The organism is Burkholderia sp. SRS-25 (assembly GCF_004343765.1).
Classification (GTDB): Bacteria; Pseudomonadota; Gammaproteobacteria; order Burkholderiales; family Burkholderiaceae; genus Burkholderia; species Burkholderia contaminans.
Genome location: NZ_PTXM01000010.1, coordinates 133623 through 153170 on the forward strand (window position 1 = coordinate 133623; position 19548 = coordinate 153170).

At 67.8% G+C, this 19548-nt stretch carries 20 protein-coding genes and 1 pseudogene; 15 read left to right on the top strand and 6 right to left on the bottom strand.

The genetic code is table 11. The annotated features are described in order from the left end of the window. Positions 1 to 89 precede the first annotated feature (89 nt). Positions 90 to 971, top strand: coding sequence for a Dyp-type peroxidase (locus tag C5O79_RS15620; protein ID WP_131931463.1), 882 nt, complete (start codon positions 90 to 92; stop codon positions 969 to 971). A 103-nt stretch (positions 972 to 1074) separates the two neighbouring features. On the opposite strand, the gene C5O79_RS15625 is transcribed toward C5O79_RS15620, so the two are convergent. Then, positions 1075 to 1476, bottom strand: a complete 402-nt coding sequence (locus C5O79_RS15625; RefSeq protein ID WP_122475197.1) for an OsmC family protein — start codon at positions 1474 to 1476, stop codon at positions 1075 to 1077. A 104-nt stretch (positions 1477 to 1580) separates the two neighbouring features. Then, entirely contained in the window at positions 1581 to 2504 is a 924-nt protein-coding gene (locus tag C5O79_RS15630) for a LysR family transcriptional regulator (RefSeq protein ID WP_122475199.1), read from the bottom strand. A 497-nt stretch (positions 2505 to 3001) separates the two neighbouring features. Here C5O79_RS15630 and C5O79_RS15635 point away from each other — a divergent pair. The 6 genes and pseudogenes from C5O79_RS15635 to C5O79_RS15660 all read left to right on the top strand — a co-directional run. Then, positions 3002 to 4051: pseudogene (locus C5O79_RS15635) on the top strand (helix-turn-helix domain-containing protein); the annotation flags it as partial. Next, positions 4003 to 5319, top strand: coding sequence for an Nramp family divalent metal transporter (locus C5O79_RS15640; protein ID WP_047850333.1), 1317 nt, complete (start codon positions 4003 to 4005; stop codon positions 5317 to 5319). The pseudogene C5O79_RS15635 and the gene C5O79_RS15640, both read left to right, overlap by 49 nt. Before the next feature lie 81 nt (positions 5320 to 5400). After that, complete coding sequence (locus C5O79_RS15645) at positions 5401 to 5991, top strand: phosphatase PAP2 family protein (protein WP_047850332.1); 591 nt, start codon at positions 5401 to 5403, stop codon at positions 5989 to 5991. A 467-nt stretch (positions 5992 to 6458) separates the two neighbouring features. Continuing rightward, a complete protein-coding gene (locus C5O79_RS15650; protein WP_046549465.1) occupies positions 6459 to 7247 on the top strand; it encodes an SDR family oxidoreductase in 789 nt (262 codons plus the stop codon). Positions 7248 to 7284: 37 nt separating this feature from the next. Beyond that, complete coding sequence (locus C5O79_RS15655; protein ID WP_046549466.1) at positions 7285 to 8301, top strand: NADP-dependent oxidoreductase; 1017 nt, start codon at positions 7285 to 7287, stop codon at positions 8299 to 8301. Between the two features lie 206 nt (positions 8302 to 8507). After that, entirely contained in the window at positions 8508 to 9023 is a 516-nt protein-coding gene (locus C5O79_RS15660; protein WP_122475205.1) for a thioesterase, read from the top strand. A 43-nt stretch (positions 9024 to 9066) separates the two neighbouring features. On the opposite strand, the gene C5O79_RS15665 is transcribed toward C5O79_RS15660, so the two are convergent. The 3 genes from C5O79_RS15665 to C5O79_RS15675 all read right to left on the bottom strand — a co-directional run bounded on the left by C5O79_RS15665 (position 9067) and on the right by C5O79_RS15675 (position 11391). After that, positions 9067 to 10119, bottom strand: a complete 1053-nt coding sequence (locus C5O79_RS15665) for an AI-2E family transporter (protein ID WP_039345329.1) — start codon at positions 10117 to 10119, stop codon at positions 9067 to 9069. 236 nt (positions 10120 to 10355) lie between these two features. Continuing rightward, positions 10356 to 10940 (bottom strand): YSC84-related protein, encoded by a 585-nt coding sequence (locus C5O79_RS15670; RefSeq protein WP_039345326.1) that lies wholly within the window; start codon positions 10938 to 10940, stop codon positions 10356 to 10358. A gap of 64 nt (positions 10941 to 11004) precedes the next feature. Continuing rightward, complete coding sequence (locus C5O79_RS15675; RefSeq protein ID WP_021157600.1) at positions 11005 to 11391, bottom strand: DUF883 family protein; 387 nt, start codon at positions 11389 to 11391, stop codon at positions 11005 to 11007. On the opposite strand from C5O79_RS15675, the gene C5O79_RS15680 reads away from it, so the two are divergent. Then, positions 11390 to 11644 carry a hypothetical protein gene (locus tag C5O79_RS15680; protein ID WP_131931466.1) on the top strand — a complete coding sequence of 85 codons (255 nt, stop codon included), beginning with the start codon at positions 11390 to 11392 and terminating at the stop codon, positions 11642 to 11644. The genes C5O79_RS15675 and C5O79_RS15680 overlap by 2 nt on opposite strands. A gap of 33 nt (positions 11645 to 11677) precedes the next feature. Here C5O79_RS15680 and C5O79_RS15685 read toward each other — a convergent pair whose 3' ends face one another. Then, the gene (locus C5O79_RS15685) at positions 11678 to 13543 is read right to left on the bottom strand and encodes an ExeM/NucH family extracellular endonuclease (protein ID WP_131931468.1); all 1866 of its coding nucleotides are present in this window, start codon (positions 13541 to 13543) and stop codon (positions 11678 to 11680) included. A 204-nt stretch (positions 13544 to 13747) separates the two neighbouring features. On the opposite strand from C5O79_RS15685, the gene C5O79_RS15690 reads away from it, so the two are divergent. From C5O79_RS15690 to C5O79_RS15720, 7 genes are all read left to right on the top strand, one after another. Beyond that, the gene (locus C5O79_RS15690; protein WP_046550001.1) at positions 13748 to 14101 is read left to right on the top strand and encodes a YciI family protein; all 354 of its coding nucleotides are present in this window, start codon (positions 13748 to 13750) and stop codon (positions 14099 to 14101) included. 125 nt (positions 14102 to 14226) lie between these two features. Continuing rightward, positions 14227 to 14646, top strand: coding sequence for a YciI family protein (locus C5O79_RS15695; RefSeq protein WP_131931470.1), 420 nt, complete (start codon positions 14227 to 14229; stop codon positions 14644 to 14646). A 42-nt stretch (positions 14647 to 14688) separates the two neighbouring features. Continuing rightward, complete coding sequence (locus C5O79_RS15700) at positions 14689 to 15105, top strand: extradiol dioxygenase (protein ID WP_046549999.1); 417 nt, start codon at positions 14689 to 14691, stop codon at positions 15103 to 15105. After that, a complete protein-coding gene (locus C5O79_RS15705) occupies positions 15102 to 16370 on the top strand; it encodes a DUF6596 domain-containing protein (RefSeq protein ID WP_046549998.1) in 1269 nt (422 codons plus the stop codon). Before C5O79_RS15700 ends, C5O79_RS15705 begins: the two co-directional genes overlap by 4 nt. A gap of 362 nt (positions 16371 to 16732) precedes the next feature. Then, the gene (locus C5O79_RS15710; protein ID WP_027791020.1) at positions 16733 to 17155 is read left to right on the top strand and encodes a rubrerythrin family protein; all 423 of its coding nucleotides are present in this window, start codon (positions 16733 to 16735) and stop codon (positions 17153 to 17155) included. Positions 17156 to 17278: 123 nt separating this feature from the next. Beyond that, positions 17279 to 18616, top strand: a complete 1338-nt coding sequence (locus C5O79_RS15715; protein WP_046549997.1) for a heterodisulfide reductase-related iron-sulfur binding cluster — start codon at positions 17279 to 17281, stop codon at positions 18614 to 18616. Between the two features lie 31 nt (positions 18617 to 18647). Continuing rightward, positions 18648 to 19229, top strand: a complete 582-nt coding sequence (locus C5O79_RS15720) for a DUF3501 family protein (RefSeq protein WP_122475211.1) — start codon at positions 18648 to 18650, stop codon at positions 19227 to 19229. Positions 19230 to 19548: the final 319 nt, after the last annotated feature.

Genomic DNA, 19548 nt, shown 5'->3' on the forward strand with positions numbered 1-19548 from the left:
CCGGCACGCGCGTCGATTACACTTCGGCGTCTGCGGCGCACGCCGCCGCGGCCCTCGCAGATTCACCACGATACATTCCTGAGGAAACGATGAGCGACGTTCAGCAAGGCATCCTGGCCCCGATCGATTCGGCGGCCCGATACCTCACTTTCACGATGTCGAATGACGGCAATGTGGCGGCGGCGCTGGCCGCGCTGCGCGAGATCGTCGACGGACGCGACACGGTGGTCGGGTTCGGGCATGCGCTGGCGGCGTACCTCGGGCGTCCGGTGCCGGGCCTGACCGAATTCCCGGCGTTCGCGGTGAAGGACCGCACGCTGCCGGCGACGCCGGCCGACGTGTGGGTCTGGCTGCGCGGCGACGATCGCGGCGAGATCGTGCTGCGCGCACGGGCGATCGAACGCGCGCTGGCGCCGGCGTTTGCGCTGCAGGACGCGGTCGACGGTTTCCGCTATTCGAACGATCGCGACCTGTCCGGCTACGAGGACGGCACGGAAAACCCGGAAGGCGACGAAGCGGTGGCCGCGGCGATCGTGACGGGGCAGGACGAGGGGCTCGACGGGGCGAGCTTCGTCGCGGTCCAGCAATGGCTGCACGACTTCGACCAGATGGAGCGCATCCCGTCGGGCGACATGGACAACATCGTCGGGCGCCGCCGCTCGGACAACGAAGAACTCGACGACGCACCCGAGTTCGCGCATGTGAAGCGCACCGCGCAGGAAAGCTTCGAGCCCGAGGCGTTCATGCTGCGCCGTTCGTCGCCGTGGTCGGACGCGCGTCGCGCGGGCCTCTACTTCGTCGCGTTCGGCTGCTCGTTCCGCGCGTTCGACGTGCAGATGCGCCGGATGAGCGGCGCGGAAGACGGGATCGTCGACGGCCTGTTCCGCTTCACGCGGCCGCTGACGGGTGCGTATTTCTGGTGCCCGCCGCTGAAGGACGGCAAGCTCGACCTGTCCGCGCTCGGCCTGTAAGCGCCTGACGGGTTCGACGAAACGGGGGGCCGCGCATCGTGCGCGGCCCCCCGTTTCTTTTTTGCGCGGCGACCGTGTGCCGCGTGCGTTCGTGCGTGGCGTGTCAGTTCAGCGTCGTGTCGATCCGCGTGCCGCGCTTGATGAACTGCGTGACCGGTGTTTTCTCGCAGATTTCGGCGAGGCGCTGGCGTTGCGCTTCATCGAGCGGGCCGTCGAGCGTCACGACGCGGCGCACGTATTGCGTGCCGTCGCGATCGGCATGCAACTCGGTGCGCACGTCGATGCGCGTGGCCGGCCACGTCTTGCGCTGCATATACATGCGCAGCGTCGCGGCCGTGCATTGCGCGAGGCCGGCCAGCACGAACTCGTACGGCGCCGGCCCGCGATCCTGGCCGCCTTCGCGGGGCGCTTCGTCGCCGGTCATTGCGTGCGTGCCGGCCTGCAGCTGGACGACGTAGTCGGGCGCATCGGCGTCGAAGACGGCGGCGGCATGGATGAGCGACATGGGTATTCTCCGGTCAGCGGGAAGAGGGAACAGGGAAGCGGGCGCCGCGTGGCGGCGTGCAGCCGTCAGCATACCGTCCCGATCTTGAAGGCGTGCGCCGCGCGCTATGCGTCGGCGGCGCCGGCGCTGCTGCGCACGAGCGTGGCGATGCGCTCGCGCACCCACTGGTGCGCGCGATCGGCATCGCGCGATTCGTGCCAGTACGCGAGGAGCGGGAACGGCTTGAGCCGCAACGGCAGCGGCCGCACGACGATCGGCAGCAGCGCGGCCATCCGCAACGCATAGGTGTGCGGCAGCGTGACCAGCAGGTTGCCGGTCGCGGCGATCTGGCACGCGGCGAAATAGTGCTGGCAGGTGAGCCGGATATCGCGGAAGCGGCCGTCGTTGCCGAGCAGCACGTCGAGCGATTGCGGCTCGCCGAGCGACGACACCGAGACATGCTGCGCCGCGAAATAGTCGGCGCGCCGCAGCGGTTCGCGCGCAAGCGGATGATCGCCGCGCAGCGCGACGACGAGCGAATCGTCGAGCAGGTGTTCGGTGGCGATGCGCGGGCCGGTCGGCACGCGGCGATCGACGGCGAGATCGAGATTGCCCGATGCGAGTTCGCGCTCGATGTCGGCCACCGCGATGCGGCGGCTCACGAGCCGCAGGCCCGGCGCTTCATCGGCGAACGCGGCGACGATCCGCGGCAGCGCGATCGATTCGAGCACGTCGCGAATACCGACCGCGATGCTCAGGTCGAGCGTCGCGGGATCGAATGCCGACGGTGCGCGCGCGGTGCCTTGCAGGCCCGTCAGGTGCAACTGCACGTCCGCGATGATCGACCGCGTGCGTTCGGTTGCGACGACGCGATTGCCCTGCCGCACGAACAGCGGATCGTCGAAATGCGCGCGCAGCCGGTTGAGCGCATGTGTGACGGCCGGCTGCGTGAGGTGCAGCGCGCGGGCGGCCGCGCCGATGCCGCCATGCACGTAGACGGCGTCGAGCACGCGAAACAGGTTCAGGTCGAGACGGTGATCGGCGGGCACGGGGCGCGGGTGGCGTGGTGAAGGGTGGACCGATTCTAAAGGATGCGCAGGCTACGGATGCGGCGGGTTTTCCTGTGTGGCAATCGATGGCATGGGATACGAATCGATATCGTTCGAGCCGATATTCGGTTGTGCATTTATCCGGATATCCGACGCAATAAGTCGCAATGAAATGCGCGGATTGCGACACACACAATCGCAATAATGGGCGATATCGGCCCGGGCAATTCCATACAGGGCCGTCAGCAAACCGTAACAGCCTGTAGTAATCCGCCATCATGCTGTCCACGTCGGCCATTTCGCGCCAAAGGCGCGACCCGTTCGGCTAAGATGCCGTCGCTTCATATTTCGGGATAGCCGTCCTGTCGCACGCATTCAAACCAAATATAAGCCTGACAGTTCGACGGTATTAGAAGAAGTCGAACAAGTCGGGGGCTTGGCCAGTGAATGCAGCAGATCAGAGATGGGTCGTTATCTATTTGAGTACGGGATTTTCGTTGGCCCAGGCCGCGCGTCTTGGCGAGGCTTTCAACCTGGCGAATCGCCTGCACGCATACAGTGCTGACTACCAGCTGAAGTACGTATCCGAAAGCGGGGGGCTGTTGCAGTCGTCATCCGGCGTGAGCATTGCGGCGGAGCCGCTCGGCGACGAGCACGGCCGCCGCGCGCTCGCGTTCTTTCATCTTCACGGCGACCGCGCGGCCGTCAACTGGGACGACGCACTGCGGCGTCGCCTCTCGGACATTCGCCGTCATGCGCGCTGGATCGTCGACGGGATGGACCTGCCCACGCTCGCGGCCATGCCGCGTCCGTCGGCGGCGATCGACGGGCAGCCCGGCCGCGGCGCGCGACGGGGCGCCACGACGGTCGAGCTGCAGGCCGGCGAAACCGACGTATTCGCCGCCGTGCTCGACATGTTCCGCGTCGAGCTCGGCGACATCGCCGCGCAGGAGATCGCCAGCAACCTGCTGCGGCCGGTCGAGCAGCGCTATACGCAGTCGATGTGGGCCTTTCGCGAGCTGAGCGCGAGCCCGTCGATCCGGATGTCGGCGCAGCGGCTGCGCGCGCAGAGCGTGAACCGCATCTCGATCGCGAACGCGGCCCAGGCCGCCGCGATGAGCGAGCGCAACTTCCTGCGGCGCTTCAAGAAGGAAATCGGCGTGACGCCGACCGAGTTCGTCCAGCACGTGCGGCTCGAGCGCGCATGCCACATGCTGGTCCACACGACGCTGCCGGCGGATAAGGTCGCGCGCCGCACCGGCTTCGGCAGCGGCGAGCGGCTCGCGAAGCTGTTTCGCCAGCGCATGCTGATGTCGCCGACCGAATTCCGCGTCACCGAGCGCGAAAGGATCCTCACCCGTGGCGTGAGGCCGGCCGATGCGGGCGAGGGGGCCGGCGACGGCACCGAGGGGCATCGCGCCGCGTGAGACGCCACGCGGGAGAAAATCGGGCGGATACCCGTAGAATCGTCCTGTCACGATCTCGAGCCCTGTTTTCCATGTCCTTCCTTCCCACTACCGCCACCGCCCCTTTCTGCCCGTCGGAAGTCAAGGGCAGCATCACGATCGATGCCGGCGCGCCGCGCTGGCAGAAGCTCAAGCGCTTCTTCGGCCCCGGCCTGCTGGTCGCGATCGGCTACATGGATCCCGGCAACTGGGCGACCGACATCCAGGCCGGCTCGCAGTTCGGCTATTCGCTGCTGTGGGTCGTCGCGTTCTCGAGCCTCGCGGCGATCTTCCTGCAGATGCTCGCCGCGCGGCTCGGCCTCGTTGCCGGCAAGGATCTCGCGCAGGCCAGCTACGACCGCTACGGCCGGTTCGGCCGCCTCGTGCAGTGGGTGACCGCCGAAGTGTCGATCATCGCTTGCGACATCGCGGAAGTGCTCGGCTGCGCGCTCGCGTTCAAGCTGCTGCTCGGCGTGCCGCTCGCGTGGGGCGTCGTGCTGACCGCGCTCGACACGGTGATCGTGCTCGGCCTGCAGGGCAAGGGGTTCCGGCAGATCGAGGCGATCGTGCTCGCGCTGATCGCGACGATGGCGTTCTGCTTCGTCGCGCAGGTCGCGATCACGCCGCCCGACTGGCACGCGGTGGTCGGCGGGCTGGTGCCGGGCGATCCGGGTCACGACCGCAAGGACGCGATCGTGCTCGCGCTCGGCATCGTCGGCGCGACGATCATGCCGCACAACCTGTACCTGCATTCGTCGGTCGTGCAGACGCGGCACGTGGTCGGCGGCGCGCGCGGGATGATCCGCGACACGCTCGCGCTGGTGCGCATCGATACCTGCGTGTCGCTGTTCGTTGCGATGCTCGTCAACGCGGCGATCCTGGTCGTCGCGGGCGCAGCGTTCCACGCAACGGGCCAGCACAACGTGACCGACATCGAGCAGGCCTACAAACTGATTACGCCGATCGCGGGCGGCGCGGCCGCGCTGCTGTTCGGCATCGCGCTGCTCGCGTCGGGGCAGAGCTCGACGCTGACCGGCACGATCGCCGGCCAGGTCATCATGGACGGTTTCCTGCATACGAAGATCCCGTGCTACCAGCGCCGGCTGATCACGCGCGGGCTCGCGCTCGTGCCGGCACTGATCGGCGTGCTGTGGCTCGGCGACGGCTCGGTCGGGCAGCTGCTCGTGTGGAGCCAGGTGCTGCTGAGCCTGCAGCTGCCGTTCGCGATGTGGCCGCTGATCCGCTCGGTCAGCGATCGCAACACGATGGGCGAGCACACGATCGGGCGCGGGATGCAGATTGCCGCGTGGGCGCTGTTCGTCGTCATCACCGGCACGAACCTGCTGCTGATTACCGGTGTCGCGGGCTGATACAGCCTGTCACAGGCTGACACAGGCGCGCGGCGCGCATGCGGTAAACTGCGGCCTTTCGATCGTCGTCCGAAGTCCGTTATGTGGAGTGAAATCAGCAACATCGGCGATGCCGCGCTGACCTTGCCGATCGCGCTGACCTGCGCGGCGTGGTTCGCACTGACCGACTGGCGCCTCGCCGTCCGCTGGGGCGTGCTGCTTGCCGCCGGCATGGGCCTCGTCGGCGCCACCAAGATCCTTTATGCCGGCTGCGGCATCGAGCTGCCGCAATTCGATTTCCGCGTGATCAGCGGCCATACGATGCTGTCGACGTCCGTGTGGACCGTCGCGCTGTCGATGCTCTGGCAGGCGTTCCGGCCGGGCAAGGCGCCCGGCATCGCGGCCGGGCTGGCCGTCGGCGCGGTCACGGCCGTCGCGCGCGTGTTCGATCATTCGCACACCGTTCCGGAAGTGATCGTCGGCTGGATGCTCGGCGCGCTGGTCGCGCTGGTGTTCCTGCGCGGCTACGACAGCGCGCGGCAGCGGGCATTCTCGCCGCGCGTCGCGGCCGTCTGCCTGCTGCTCGTGTCGGGCATCGCGTACGGGCACCGTGCGCCGTTCCAGCAGATGATCGACACCCACTCGCCGCAACTCTGCGCGTTCGTGCGCGCGCCGTCGGGCGACGGATTCTGACGGAAGCCTGTCGCGGCGCCCCGGCGCTGCCTTATTGCCGCCGGCATTCGCCCGGCGGTTGCACGATTCCACACCGTCAGTCTTCCCGGCCGCTTTCGCGTCGACGCGGAACGCCGCGCCTCGTCATTCCCTGAATCAACGAACCGGCCGGTCGACATGATCCGCAGGTGCCGCCGGCCCGTGCATGCGCATCGACACGCGAAGGTCATGAACAGGGCCTATGACCGGGCATAACGATTATTCATTTCATCGATTGGCGGCATTCGCGTACGCTGGCTGTCGTTCAACCGGGGCACGCGGCTCGGCGCGTCCGGCACGCGTCAGGTTCATGTCGATATACTCGCGGAAACCGTGCGGCGCCTCGTGATGTCGAGGCACGGTCAACCGGCCCGCGTCGGCCGGAACAGGCACGGCCCACCCGTCGCGGCAGCGTTCCGCGACGACGATTCACGATAGGAGCAGGTCACATGACAGTCGTTTCTTCGCGCCTTGCCGGCAAGTGCGCATACATCACGGGCGCCGCGGGCGGCCTCGGCCGCGCGATCGCGCGCCGGATGGTCGAGCAGGGCGCGCGCGTGTTCGTGACCGACATCGCGGAAGCCGCGGTGCTCGACGCATTCGCGCAGGAACTCAACGCGGGCCATGCGACGCCGGTCGCGTTCGCCGCGACGCAGGACGTGCGCGACGAAGCACGCTGGCAGGCGCTGCTCGCGCAGGCGGTCGATGCGATGGGCGGGCTGTCGGTGCTCGTCAACAACGCGGGCGTCGGCTCGATCGGCTCGCCCGCGCAGATCGAACTGGACGAGTGGCGGCGCGTGATGGCGATCAACGTCGAGAGCATCGTGCTCGGCTGCAAGCACGCGCTGTCGTATCTGGCCGAAAGCCATCCCGCGTCGATCATCAACATCTCGTCGGTCGCCGCGTTCAAGGTCGAGCCGGATTTCACCGCGTACAACGCGTCGAAGGCGGCGGTCGCGTCGTTGACGAAGTCGGTCGCGATCGACTGCGCACGCCGCGAGATCGACGTGCGCTGCAATTCGATTCACCCGGCGTTCATCCGCACGGGGATCGTCGAGCCGCTGTTCCAGTCGCTCGGCGAACGCGACGCGACGCGCAAGCTCGCGCGCGGCATTCCGCTGCGCCGGCTCGGCGAGCCGGACGACGTCGCGCACGCGGCCGTGTATCTCGCGTCAGACGAGAGCCGCTTCGTGACGGCCGCCGAACTCGTGATCGACGGCGGCATGTGCGCGGTCTGACGCGCATCCCGAACTACAACGACCGGAGGAGAACATCATGTCCACACCCGTGAACCGCCAACTGTTGCTGAAGACGCGCCCGGAAGGACGGGTCGGCCGCGAACACTTCTCGCTCGTCGAGACGCCGGTGCCGGCGCTTGCCGACGGCGAGGTGCTCGTGCGCGTGCTGTACCTGTCGATGGACCCGACCAACCGCGTGTGGATGAGCGACGTGCCGCAGTACCTGCCGCCCGTCGCGATCGGCGAGGTGATGCGCGCGCTCGGTATCGGCCGCGTGGTCGCGTCGCGCAACGCGGGTTTCGCGGAAGGCGATCTCGTGCAGGGGCTCGTCGGCTGGCAGGACTACGCGGTCGTGCCGGCCGAGCAGGCCGCGCAGCTCGTGAAGCTGCCCGCGCAGTCGGGCCTGCCGCTGCCGACGCTGCTCGGCGCGTGCGGGATGAGCGGGCTGACCGCGTACTACGGGCTGACCGACATCGCGCCGGTGCAGCCGGGCGAGACGCTCGTGGTATCGGCGGCGGCCGGCTCGGTCGGCTCGATCGCCGGGCAGATCGGCAAGATCCACGGCGCACGCGTGGTCGGCATCGCGGGTGGCGCGGACAAGTGCCGCTACCTGACCGAGACGCTCGGCTTCGACGCGGCCGTCGACTACAAGGCCGACGATTTCCGTCAGCAACTGAAGGCGGCGACGCCGGACGGCGTGCACGTGAACTTCGAAAATGTCGGCGGCGAGGTGATGCGCGCGGTGCTGTCGCGGATGGTGATCGGCGGGCGTGTCGCGCTGTGCGGCGTGATTTCGAACTACAACAGCGGGCGCGCGGCGGACGACGTCGGCGTGCTGATCTCGAAGCGGCTGACGATGCGCGGCTTCCTGATCCTCGACTATCGCAAGAGCCGTGAAGCCGTGCAGACGCTCGCGGGCTGGCTGCGCGACGGCCGGCTCAAGGCCGAGGAGACTGTTGCAGACGGTCTCGAGAATGCACCTGACGTGCTGAATCGCCTGTTCGACGGCGACCATCGCGGCAAGCTCGTGCTGCGCGTCGATCCCGGCGCGTGACCGGCCTGCCGCGCAGCGTGCGATGCCGTTCGTACGCTGTCGCGAGGGCCGTGAACGCAGCGGGTTCGATTTGTCGGGCCTTAGTTTCGGACTTGTCCCATATATTGTCCGGACGTCTCTCCCTAAAGTGATTGCCAGCAGACAGGCGGCGTGACCGACGCGTCACGCCGCCTTTTTTTCTGGTCACGCGCAAGAGGAGAGGGAACATGCGAAACGACGCGAAGCGGGCGGCATCGGTGGCGATGCGCAATCGAACGGTGCGGTGTGCCGGTGCCGTGCGGCAGGTCGCAATCGGGCTTGGCGTGGCGTTCGCGATGTCGAATGCGGTGGCGGCCGGGCACGCCGCGTCGGACGGCATCGTGCGGTTCGCCGGCGCGCTCGTCGATCTCTACGATGTGACGCTCGACGCACCGTCGGGCGTGGTGGTCGAAGGACGAGAGGTGGCGAACGGCGGGTCGGCTGCAACGCTGCGATTCGATGCACATGGCCGGCGTTTGCCGGGCGCCCATGTGGCGCTGGTCGGGCCCGACGGTGCGGCGTTCTCGCCCGATGTCGCGGCGCGCGTGCGTGCAACGTGGCGCGATGCGCACGACGATCGAAGCGTGCCGCTGGTATCGGGCCGCACGTATCGCGTGGGCCCGTATGGCGGCGTGATGAGGCTCGCAGCGGATGAAGAAACGGGCGCCGAGGCGCCCGTCGTGATCCGCATTCGCCATCCATGACGGCGCGTGCTGGCAGGTGCGTGGCATGCGGCCACGCGATGCGTCATTCGCCCTGTTCGGCGCGCGCGTAGATATCCCAGCTCGCCATGAACAGCGCGGCGACGAGCGGCCCGATCACGAAGCCGTTGATGCCGAACAGCGCCATCCCGCCGAGCGTCGAAATCAGCACGACCCAGTCGGGCATCTTCGTGTCCTTGCCGACGAGAATCGGGCGCAGCAGGTTGTCGACGAGGCCGATCACGCCCACGCAGAACGCGACGAGGATCACGCACTTCCAGACCGCGCCGATCATCAGGAAGTAGAGCGCGGCCGGCACCCATACGAGGCTCGCGCCGATCGCGGGCAGCAGCGACAGGAACGCCATCAGCGCGCCCCACAGCACCACGCCCTCGATACCGAGGATCCAGAAGATCAGGCCGCCGAGCGCGCCCTGCACGAGCGCGACCGCGATGTTGCCCTTCACCGTTGCGCGCACGACGGTCGTGAACTTCGCGAGCAGCAGGTTCTTGTGCTCCTCGTCGAGCGGCAGCGCGCGGCGCACGCGGCGGCCGATCTCGCCGCCGTCGCGCAGCAGGAAGAACACCATGTACAGCATCACGCCGAAGCTCACGACGAACTGGAACGTGTTCTGGCCGATGCTGAGCGCTTGGGTGGCCGCGAACTGGCTGATTTGCGCGGCGCCGTCGGTCAGCTTCTTCTGGATGCCCGGGATGTTGGTCAGCCCGTATTTCTGCAGCAGGTTCTGGATCGACGTCGGCAGCGCGTGAATGATGTCGTGGAAATACTGCGAATAGTTCGGCTGGGCGTCCTTGAGCTCCTGGTACACGTACGCGATTTCCTGCACGAGCGTCGCGGCGACGAACACGAGCGGCAGGATCACGATCAGGACGATCAGCGACAGTGTGACGAGCGCGGCCAGGTTGCGCCGCTTGCCGAAGCGGGCGGCGAGCCAGCGCTGCACGGGCTGGAACAGGATCGCGAGAATGGTGCCCCAGAACACGGCTCCGGAAAACGGCGCGAGGATCCAGCAGAGTCCGACGGTGACCGCGGCCAGCAGGAAATAGAAGAATTTTTGGTGGTCGTGTCCGCTTTCCATGGATGACGTTCGCGCAGATTGATGCGTGGTTTGATTGAATCTCGTTGCCCCGCGCGCGATCGGTTCCCGATCGTCACGGGTTCGCGGCGAAATGCGACGCAGGGCGGCCCGAAGCGGAGTATGCCCGCAAAGGCGCCGCCATCATAGCCGCTGCGCGCGGCCCATGCGAAAACGCCGCGGCCTGGGCCGCGGCGCTGCCGGGAAGCAAACGCGGCGTGACGCCGCGTGCCGCATCGTCAGATGTTGAGCTTCGTGACCTTGGTGCCGTTCACCGACAGGTCGCCCATCAGGCCCGCGTTGGTCAGGATCAGCACCTCGACCGGGGCGGTGGCGGTATTGGAGTCGACCGCGCCGTTCGCGCCGACCTTCACGACTGCGACCGAGGCGTCGGCGCCCGCGGCCCAGCCTTCGGACTTGCGGAACGAGTCGAGCGCATCCTGCGTCATGAACAGGAACACGATCGCCTTCGACTGCGCGCCGGCCTGCAGGCCGACCGACAGCGACGACGTGTTGTAATAGCCGACCGTGCTGCCGCCTACGCGCAGCGCGCCGTTGCCGGACTGGCCGCCGACGATGAAGCCGGCTTGCAGCACGTTCGGGAACACGAGCACGCCGCGTGATTTCGCGACGAGTTCACGCGAACCCGGCACCGTCGAGTAGAGGCGCGACAGCGTCGCGTTGACGCTGGCGTCGATCGACTGGCGCTTCGACGCGCTGGCCGCGGCGCCATCCGGTTTGTCCGGGGTGGTCGTGCAGCCGGCGAGCGCGAGGCTGCCGAGCAGGACGGCGGCGGCGGCTTTCATGGCAAAGGTCTTTTGCATGGCGTTTCTCCTTCGTTTGTCTGATTGAGGACGGACGGGGCGGGCGCGTGGCAGCCGGCTCCGCTCAACGGCGGGCAAGGAGCAGGCCCGCAACGAACGCGAGGCCGGCGACGACGCCGGCGGTTTGCCACGGGTTGTCCTGCACGACCTGCGACACGCGTTCGGCCGAATCGCGCAGCCGGGCGGCCGCGCTGCCCGACGCGTGGTCGAGCGCGCCGCGCGCTTCATCGAGTCTGGATTGCACGCGCTTGCGCAGCGCGGCGATATCGCCGTCGCCATCGTTTTTCAGCAGATCTTCCAGTTCGTCGACCAGCCCGCGCAGATCGTCGGTGACGTCGGCATGCAGGTCGCGGGCGGCCGAGCGCGTCGTGCGCCCCACGCGCCGGCCCGTGCGACGAATGTCGGAGAGGCCGCGGTCCAGCTTGTGTTCGATCGAGTCGGTGAGCGCCATGGTGTTTATCCTCCTTCGATTACAAGGCAAATTTGAAGATAAGACGAATCCCAGCAACCTGTGTGATTCACTTGGCCCGATTTTGTTTCGAGACAAATTTTCAATTCGTCGGCAGGATTGCCGCAAAGCCCCGCCGCACGGGGCGGCGCGGCGATTGAAAAAAATTCGCATTCCGGGCGAAGCGGCGTATCGGGCTTCGGTACACGGTGAAGGTCCGGTAAATATCGCGTCGCCAGGGCCATCAGGTAAATAGTGCCGTTGCAAGCCTCGTGCTGATGCAAATGCACTAATCGACGCCTGCTGGAAGAGCACGGTTCGTGCCCGGGGCTGCTGGCGTGCCGCCATCGCCAAGCGCGACGTCGATCACGACGGGATCGTGATCCGATGACCGATACGCGTCGGGTGCGTAATAAATCGACCGATGTGCGGACGTTTTGTAATCGGGCACGGGTTGCAGGGCGGCCGGCTCGTCGGCATTGATGCGCCAGACGTGCACGGCCCTCACACGCGCGGCGAGCGCCGGCGTGGCCAGCGCGTGGTCAAGGCTGCCCGCTTCGCCGCGAAATACGTAGCTGTACGCAGCATCGCCGACGAAGCGGGCCACCAGGTTCTCGTAGCTGCGCGACTCGAGCGCGCGCACCGGGTCTTCCTTCGCGTAGCTGTTCAGGTCGCCGATCAGCAGCACGCCATCGGCCGTGGTGCCGGTCGGCGATGTGGCGAGCCAGTCGGCGACGCGCGCGGCGGCTCGCGTGCGCGCCGCATTCCAGCAGCCCTGGCCGTCCGACTGGTCACGATCGGCGCCGGTCGCGTTCGGGCAGTTCTTCGATTTCAGGTGATTGACCGCGACCGTGAAGGCGCGCGTGCCGCCGATGCGGCGGAACGTCTGCGCGAGCGGCGGGCGGTGCCGGCCGCCGAGTGCGACGGTCGCGGCGTGCCCGGCCGGCTCGACCGTGCGGCTGTCGTACAGCAGCGCGACTGCGATCGCATCGCGGCCGAGGCGCGCGGTGCCGGGTTCGACCGCGCGCCAGCCGTCGCCGAGTTGCGCGGCGAGACGCTGGGCGGCGCTCGCGTTGCCGTGGCCGTTGTTCGCGATCTCCATCAGCCCGATCACGTCGGCACGCAGCGCGCGCAACGCCGCGACGATCTTCGTCTCCTGCCGCGCAAACGCGGCGGGCGTTTTCGCGCCGCGGTTGGCCGGGGCATCGAATCCGCCGCCGCTCCCGTCGCCGTTGAAATAGTTGAATACGTTGAACGACACGATGCGCACGTCGGCATCCGGGTGCCGGGCCGGCGCCTCGGTACGCGGGTTCGGGGCGGCATCGAACACCGGCGCCGCGCCGGCAACCGGTTGCAGCCGCCATGCGCCGTAGCGCAGTTCGAGCACGCCTTCGACGCCTCGTACCGTGTAGCCCGCACGCAGCGTGTTGACGGCGCTCAGCGACGGCGGCGGATAGCGCACGATTGAGGGATCGCGGCGGCTCGAGCCGTCGTCGAGCACGATGCGGTTGCGTGCGTTGGCGGTCGCGATCGCGGCAGCCTCGGCCGGCGGTGCGACGTGGGTCGGGACGCGCAGCCGGCCATGGCTGAGGACGATGCTGCCGTAGCGGCCGAGTTCGTGGGTATCGCTGACGGTCAGGGTTTGCGGCAGGCGCACCCGCATGCCTTCAAGCGCGGCCAGCACCGCCTCGGTGGCGACGGGCAGCGTGAGCGTTGCGGGCGTGACCTTTTGCCTGCGGGCGCAGACGGCCACGCCGCCAGACAGCGTGAATTGCGTCCGGCCGTAGCGCTCGTCGACGCGGCCCGTGAGGTGCACGAGATCGCCGGCCTTCGCGCTGGCGTTTGGCGCGTATACGAACATGCCTTCGGGGACGCCCGGCCGGTGCCGGCGCTGCGCGTCGGCCTGCTGGACGAAGAAGCCGCCGAGGCCGTGGGCGCCGCCGAACGCAGCAGTGACGACCGCTTCTATCGAGGTCGTTTGCCCGGCCAGCGGCGACGGGCCGCCAGCGCGGCGAAGGTCGGCAATGGGCGTGGTTGCGCCGCCGCAGCCGGCGCTGACCGGCGGCGCGGCCACGGCCGGCCGGGCAGGGGGAGCGGCCAGCGCGGCGAGGGCGATGAACGGTGCAATGGCAAGCGGCACAAGCAGGCGTGACATGGGGCGGTCCACAGGAAGAAAATCCGACGGTTCGGGAAGGCATCTTGACGGCAAAATGTCAGGAAGCGGTCGAAATGGCCGTCCGGCCAGTTGCCGATCGGCCGACGATGCAAGCCGCACGGCGGCTGCTACGCTTTTGCATCGGCCGGCGCATCCCGATCGCGCAGCGAACGCCGCCGCGCCCCGTTCCCACAGGAGAAATCCATGTCTTACATGCTGTTGATTGTCGAGCCGACCGACCAGCGCGCCGAACGCACGCTCGACGAAGGTCAGGCGTTGTACGCGCGGATGGTCGATTTCGCCGAGACGCTGAAGGCGCGCGGCGTGCTGCGCGGCGTCGAGTCGCTGGAGCGATCCGAGCGCGGCACGCGCGTGCAGGTGCGCGACGGCGAGACGCGCCTGATCGACGGCCCGTTCGCGGAGGCGAAGGAGATGGTCGGCGGCTTCTTCATCGTCGACGTCGACACGCGCGAGGAAGCGATCGAGATTGCGCGCCAGTGCCCGGCCGCGCAATGGTGCACGGTCGAGGTGCGGGCGGTCGGCCCGTGCTTCCTGTGAAGGTCGCGACTCGGTATTTACCCTGATATGTCGCGGAATATGTCGATCCGGTCGTCTTCCGGCCGTCGTCCGGATAAGGCACCGATGAATCGGCGCCGCCTTCCACCGACGACAAGGAGTGAACGATGCGATTCATGATCATGATCCGGGCGAACGCCGTCAGCGAATCCGACGCATTGCCGGACAACCGGCTGGTCGAGGCCATGACCGTCTATCACGAAGAACTGGCCAGGGCCGGCGTGCTGCTCGACGCGAACGGGCTGCGGCCAAGCGCGCGTGGGTGGCGCGTGCGCTACACGGGCGGCAAGGGCACCGTGATCGACGGACCGTTCGCCGAAACGAAGGAACTGATTGCCGGCTATACGCTGATCCAGGTGCGGTCGCGCGATGAAGCGCTCGAATGGACGCGCCGGTTCCCCGCGCCGTTCGGCGCCGAGATGGATTGCGAGATCGAGGTGCGGCCGCTGTTCGAGCTCGACGACCTCACGCCGAGCGACGCGGTCGAGCGGTTCCGCGAACTCCACGTCGGCCGTCCCGGCGCCTGACTGATTGCCCGCCTGAATCCAACCTCACCGGGAGCACCCGACATGCACAAGATGGTCTTCATCAACCTGCCCGTGGCCGACCTGCCGCGCTCGAAGGCGTTCTACCAGGCGCTCGGCTTCGAGGTCGTACCGGCCTATACCAATGACCAGGCCGCCTGCATCAAGATCAGCGACGCGATCTTCGCGATGCTGCTCGTGCGGCCGTTTTTCCAGACGTTCACCGGCAAAACCATCATCGATCCGGCAACGCAGGTGCAGGTCCTGTCGTGCCTGTCGTGCGACAGCCGGGCCGAGGTCGACGCGATCGTCGCGAAGGCGCTGGCGGCCGGCGGGTCCGCGCCGCAGGCGCCGCGCGAGTACCCGAACATGTATGGCCATGGGTTCGACGATCCGGACGGCCATGCATGGGAACTGATGGCCATGCCGCTGGACGCTTCCACCGAGGGGCAGGCGTCGTGACGCGTGAGGCGACTCACCGTGCGATCGAAGCGGTCTGGCGGATCGAGGCGCCCAAGATCATCGCGCGCGCCGCGCGCGTGGTGCGCGACGTCGGCGTGGCCGAGGAACTGGCGCAGGACACGCTCGTCACGGCGCTCGAGCACTGGCCCGTCGACGGCGTGCCCGACAACCCGGCCGCATGGCTGATGACGGCCGTGAAGCGTCGCGCACTCGATCGTGTCCGGCAGGAGTCGCTCCACGCGGCGAAGCGCGACCAGCTCGGCCACGAGATGGACGCGCTCGAAGCGCACGTCGTCCCCGACATCGCGGAGGCGCTTGCCGACGCGAGCGACGACGACATCGGCGACGATCTTCTGCGGCTGATCTTCACGTCATGCCATCCGGTGCTGTCGACCGATGCGCGCGTGGCACTCACGCTGCGGCTGCTAGGCGGGCTGACGACGGGCGAGATCGCGCGCGCCTTCCTCACGCCCGAGCCGACGATCGCGCAGCGGATCGTGCGCGCCAAGCGCACGCTCGCGGCGGCGCACGTGCCGTTCGAGGTGCCGGCGGCCGATGCGCGGCCCGCGCGGCTCGCGTCGGTGCTCGAAGTGATCTATCTCGTGTTCAACGAAGGCCATGCGGCGACCTCGGGCGACGACTGGACGCGCCCGGCGCTGTGCGACGAGGCGTTGCGGCTCGGCCGGGTGCTGGCCGGGCTGGCGCCGGACGAGAGCGAGGTGCTCGGGCTCGTCGCGCTGATGGAGCTGCAGGCGTCGCGCATGCATGCGCGTACCGATGCGCAGGGCCGTCCCGTGCTGCTGCTCGACCAGGATCGCAGTCGCTGGGATCCGCTGCTGATCCGGCGCGGCCTCGCGGCGCTCGAACGTGCGACGAAGCTCGGCGGCGTACGCGGGCCGTATGCGCTGCAGGCCGCGCTGGCCGCCTGCCATGCGCGTGCTCGGCAAGCGTCGGATACGGACTGGGCGCAGATCGTCGCGCTGTATGACGCGCTCGCCGAAGTCTCACCGTCGCCCGTCGTCGAGCTGAATCGCGCGGTGGCCGTCGGGATGGCGTTCGGGCCCGCTGCGGCGCTCGAACTCGTCGACGCGCTGCGCGACGATCCCGCGCTTGCGCGCTATCACTGGCTGCCGAGCGTGCGCGGCGACCTGCTGGCGAAGCTGGGCCGTGCCGACGAGGCGAAGGCCGAATTCCGCCGCGCGGCGGAACTGACGCGCAACGAGCGCGAGCGCGAGTTGCTGCTCCGGCGCGCGACGGACGCGTGACGCGCGCGGCTCTCGGCGCACGCCGAGAGCCACGAGCCACAAGCCACGAGCCACAAGCCACAAGCCACAAGCCACAAGCCACAAGCCACAAGCCACAAGCCACAAGCCACAAGCCACGAGCGAACCCGGCACACCGTGTGCCAGCCGCCTCCCAGCGGCGCTTGCCACTCCGCGCTCCCCGCACCGCTCGCCGCTCCTCTGCCAAGCACTATCACCCGGATTGAAAAAGCCTATTGGGGGATGCGAACGCGAGCGCCTAGATTGAAGAGCACGATGCGCGCGCCGCGGCACCCGCATCGTTCCCCACATACCTGATCGGCCCGGCTTCGCACGCGGCCGCGCCGACTCGAACGGAGGCGCAAATGGCTCAACTCAAGGGCAGCAAAACCGAAGAGAACCTGAAGGCCGCATTCGCGGGCGAATCGCAGGCGAACCGGCGTTATCTGTATTTCGCTTCGAAGGCTGACGTCGAAGGCCAGAACGACGTCGCCGCGCTGTTCCGCTCGACCGCCGAAGGCGAAACCGGCCATGCGCACGGCCACCTCGAGTACCTGGAGGCCGTCGGCGATCCGGCAACGGGCTTGCCGTTCGGTTCATCGCGGCAGAATCTCGAATCGGCGATCGCCGGCGAAACGCACGAATACACCGACATGTATCCGGGCATGGCGAAGACCGCGCGCGACGAAGGTTTCGACGAAATCGCGAACTGGTTCGAGACGCTCGCGAAAGCCGAACGCAGCCACGCGAACCGCTACACGAAGGCGCTGGACAGTCTCGTCGACTGACGGGCCGCCGCGGGCCGCACGGCAGGCCGTGCGACCGGCAAGCGGCCGGCTGTTCGTTCATCGCTGCCCGCATCGGGCGGGCGGCGCTGGCGCGCATGCGCGCCACGCTGGATGGAGCGCCCCATGCCCCACAAGGAAGGCAGTCTCGAAGCCCCGACCCGGCATCCGCTCGACTGGCAGTCCGATGCGTTCTACGACCAGGCCGCGATCGATGCGGAAATGACGCGCGTGTTCGACATCTGCGCCGGGTGCCGGCGCTGCGTGTCGTTGTGCGGCGCGTTTCCGACGCTGTTCGATCTGGTCGACGACACGCCGATGGGCGATATCGAGGAGGTGCCGAAGGCCGCGTTCGGCAAGGTCGTCGACCAGTGCTACCTGTGCGACCTCTGCTACATGACGAAATGCCCGTACGTGCCGCCGCATGCATGGAACGTCGATTTCCCGCACCTGATGCTGCGCGGCAAGGCCGCGCGCTACAAGCGCGGCGAAGCGACGTTGCGCGACAAGGTGCTGTCGAACACCGACGCGCTCGGCCACTTCGCCGGCATTCCGATCGTCACGCAGGCGGTGAACGCGGTGAACCGCACGCCGCCTGCGCGCCATGCGCTCGAGGCGACGCTCGGCGTCGATCGCGATGCGTGGCTGCCGGAATTCGCGCCGCGCAAGTTCCGGCGCACGGCGAAGCCGTCGGACGGCTTGCCGGTGCGCGACGGCGAACGCACGCCCGGCAAGGTCGCGATCTACGCGACGTGCTACGTGAATTTCAACGAGCCCGGCATCGGCCACGACCTGCTCGCGATCCTCGCGCACAACGACATTCCGTACGAGCTCGTCACGCGCGAAGCCTGCTGCGGGATGCCGCTGCTCGAGCAGGGCAATCTCGCCGGCGTGGCCGCGAAGAAGGACGTGAACCTGCCCGTGCTCGAACGCTATGCGCGCGAAGGCTATGCGCTGATCGGCGCGATCCCGAGCTGCGTGCTGATGTACAAGAGCGAACTGCCGCTGATGTTCCCCGGCGACGAAGCGGTGCGCGCGGTGGCCGAAGCGTTCTGGGATCCGTTCGAATACGTGATCGCGCGGCATCGCGACGGACTGCTGAAGACCGATTTCAAGACGGGCCTCGGCACCGTCTCGTATCACGTGCCGTGCCATGCGCGCGTGCAGAACATCGGCCGCAAGACGGCCGACGCGCTGTCGCTCGTGCCCGACACGCGCGTGAATGTCGTCGAGCGCTGCTCGGGCCACGCGGGCACGTTCGGCGTGAAGAAGGGGTTTCACGCGGACGCGATGCGGATCGGCGGCCCCGTGTTCAAGGCGATGGCCGAGCCGCAGCCGGATTTCGTGTCGTCGGACTGCGCGCTGGCCGGTCATCACATCGTGCAGGGCATCGACGACAAGGGGCTGCCGTCCGCGCCGCTCGCGCATCCGCTTACGCTGCTGCGCCGCGCATACGGCATCTGAGCCGCCGCCGGCCGATCCACGAGGACCTCCCATGACGTTGACCCGCGATTCCCTGCTGACGCTCGAAGCGTACGCGAAGATCCGCAAGGCCGAACATGCGCGGCTCGTCGCGTACAAGCGCCGCCGCGCGGTGGCGCTGGGCAACCACCTGCGCTTCCTGTTCGAGGACGAAACGACGATCCGCTATCAGATCCAGGAGATGCTGCACATCGAGAAGATCTTCGACCAGGCCGGCATCGAAGGCGAGCTGGACGCGTATCTGCCGCTCGTGCCCGACGGCACGAACCTGAAGGCAACGATGCAGATCGAGTACGAGCACGAGATCGAACGGCGCGCGGCGCTCGCCCGGCTGATCGGTGTCGAGGATCGCGTGTACCTGCAGGTCGACGGACACACGCGCGTCTACGCGATCGCAGATGAGGATCTCGACCGCGACACCGCCGAGAAGACGTCGGCCGTGCACTTCGTGCGCTTCGAGCTCGACGCGCCGATGCGCGCGGCGCTCAGGGGCGGGGCGTCGCTGTCGATCGGTTGCGATCACCCGGCGTACACGATGCCGCCGCAGCGCGTGGACGCGGACGTGACCGCAGCGCTGGCCGTCGATCTGCGCTGACGCGTCCGCTGCAACGTCCGGCATCGCCCATCCACCGGTTTTTCCTCTTCCGTTCCGACCCGAAACGGCATTGCCGCCTCCGTTGCGGCGCGATCGCTCGCCCGCCGCCCCGAAGATGTAACAGACGTCACGAGTTTGCGCGTGGCGAAAAATGTGCATCGCATGTCACAACGCTTTCATCACTCGCAGAGAAACAATAAAAAGATTGTGCACGGAGATAATTAAAATCGGTCGAATTTGAATGATTTACCGATTCGTGAATATCTTGTTACGCTTTTCACCCTGATTTACCGATGTCGGGCAGCAATGCGCGGGATTG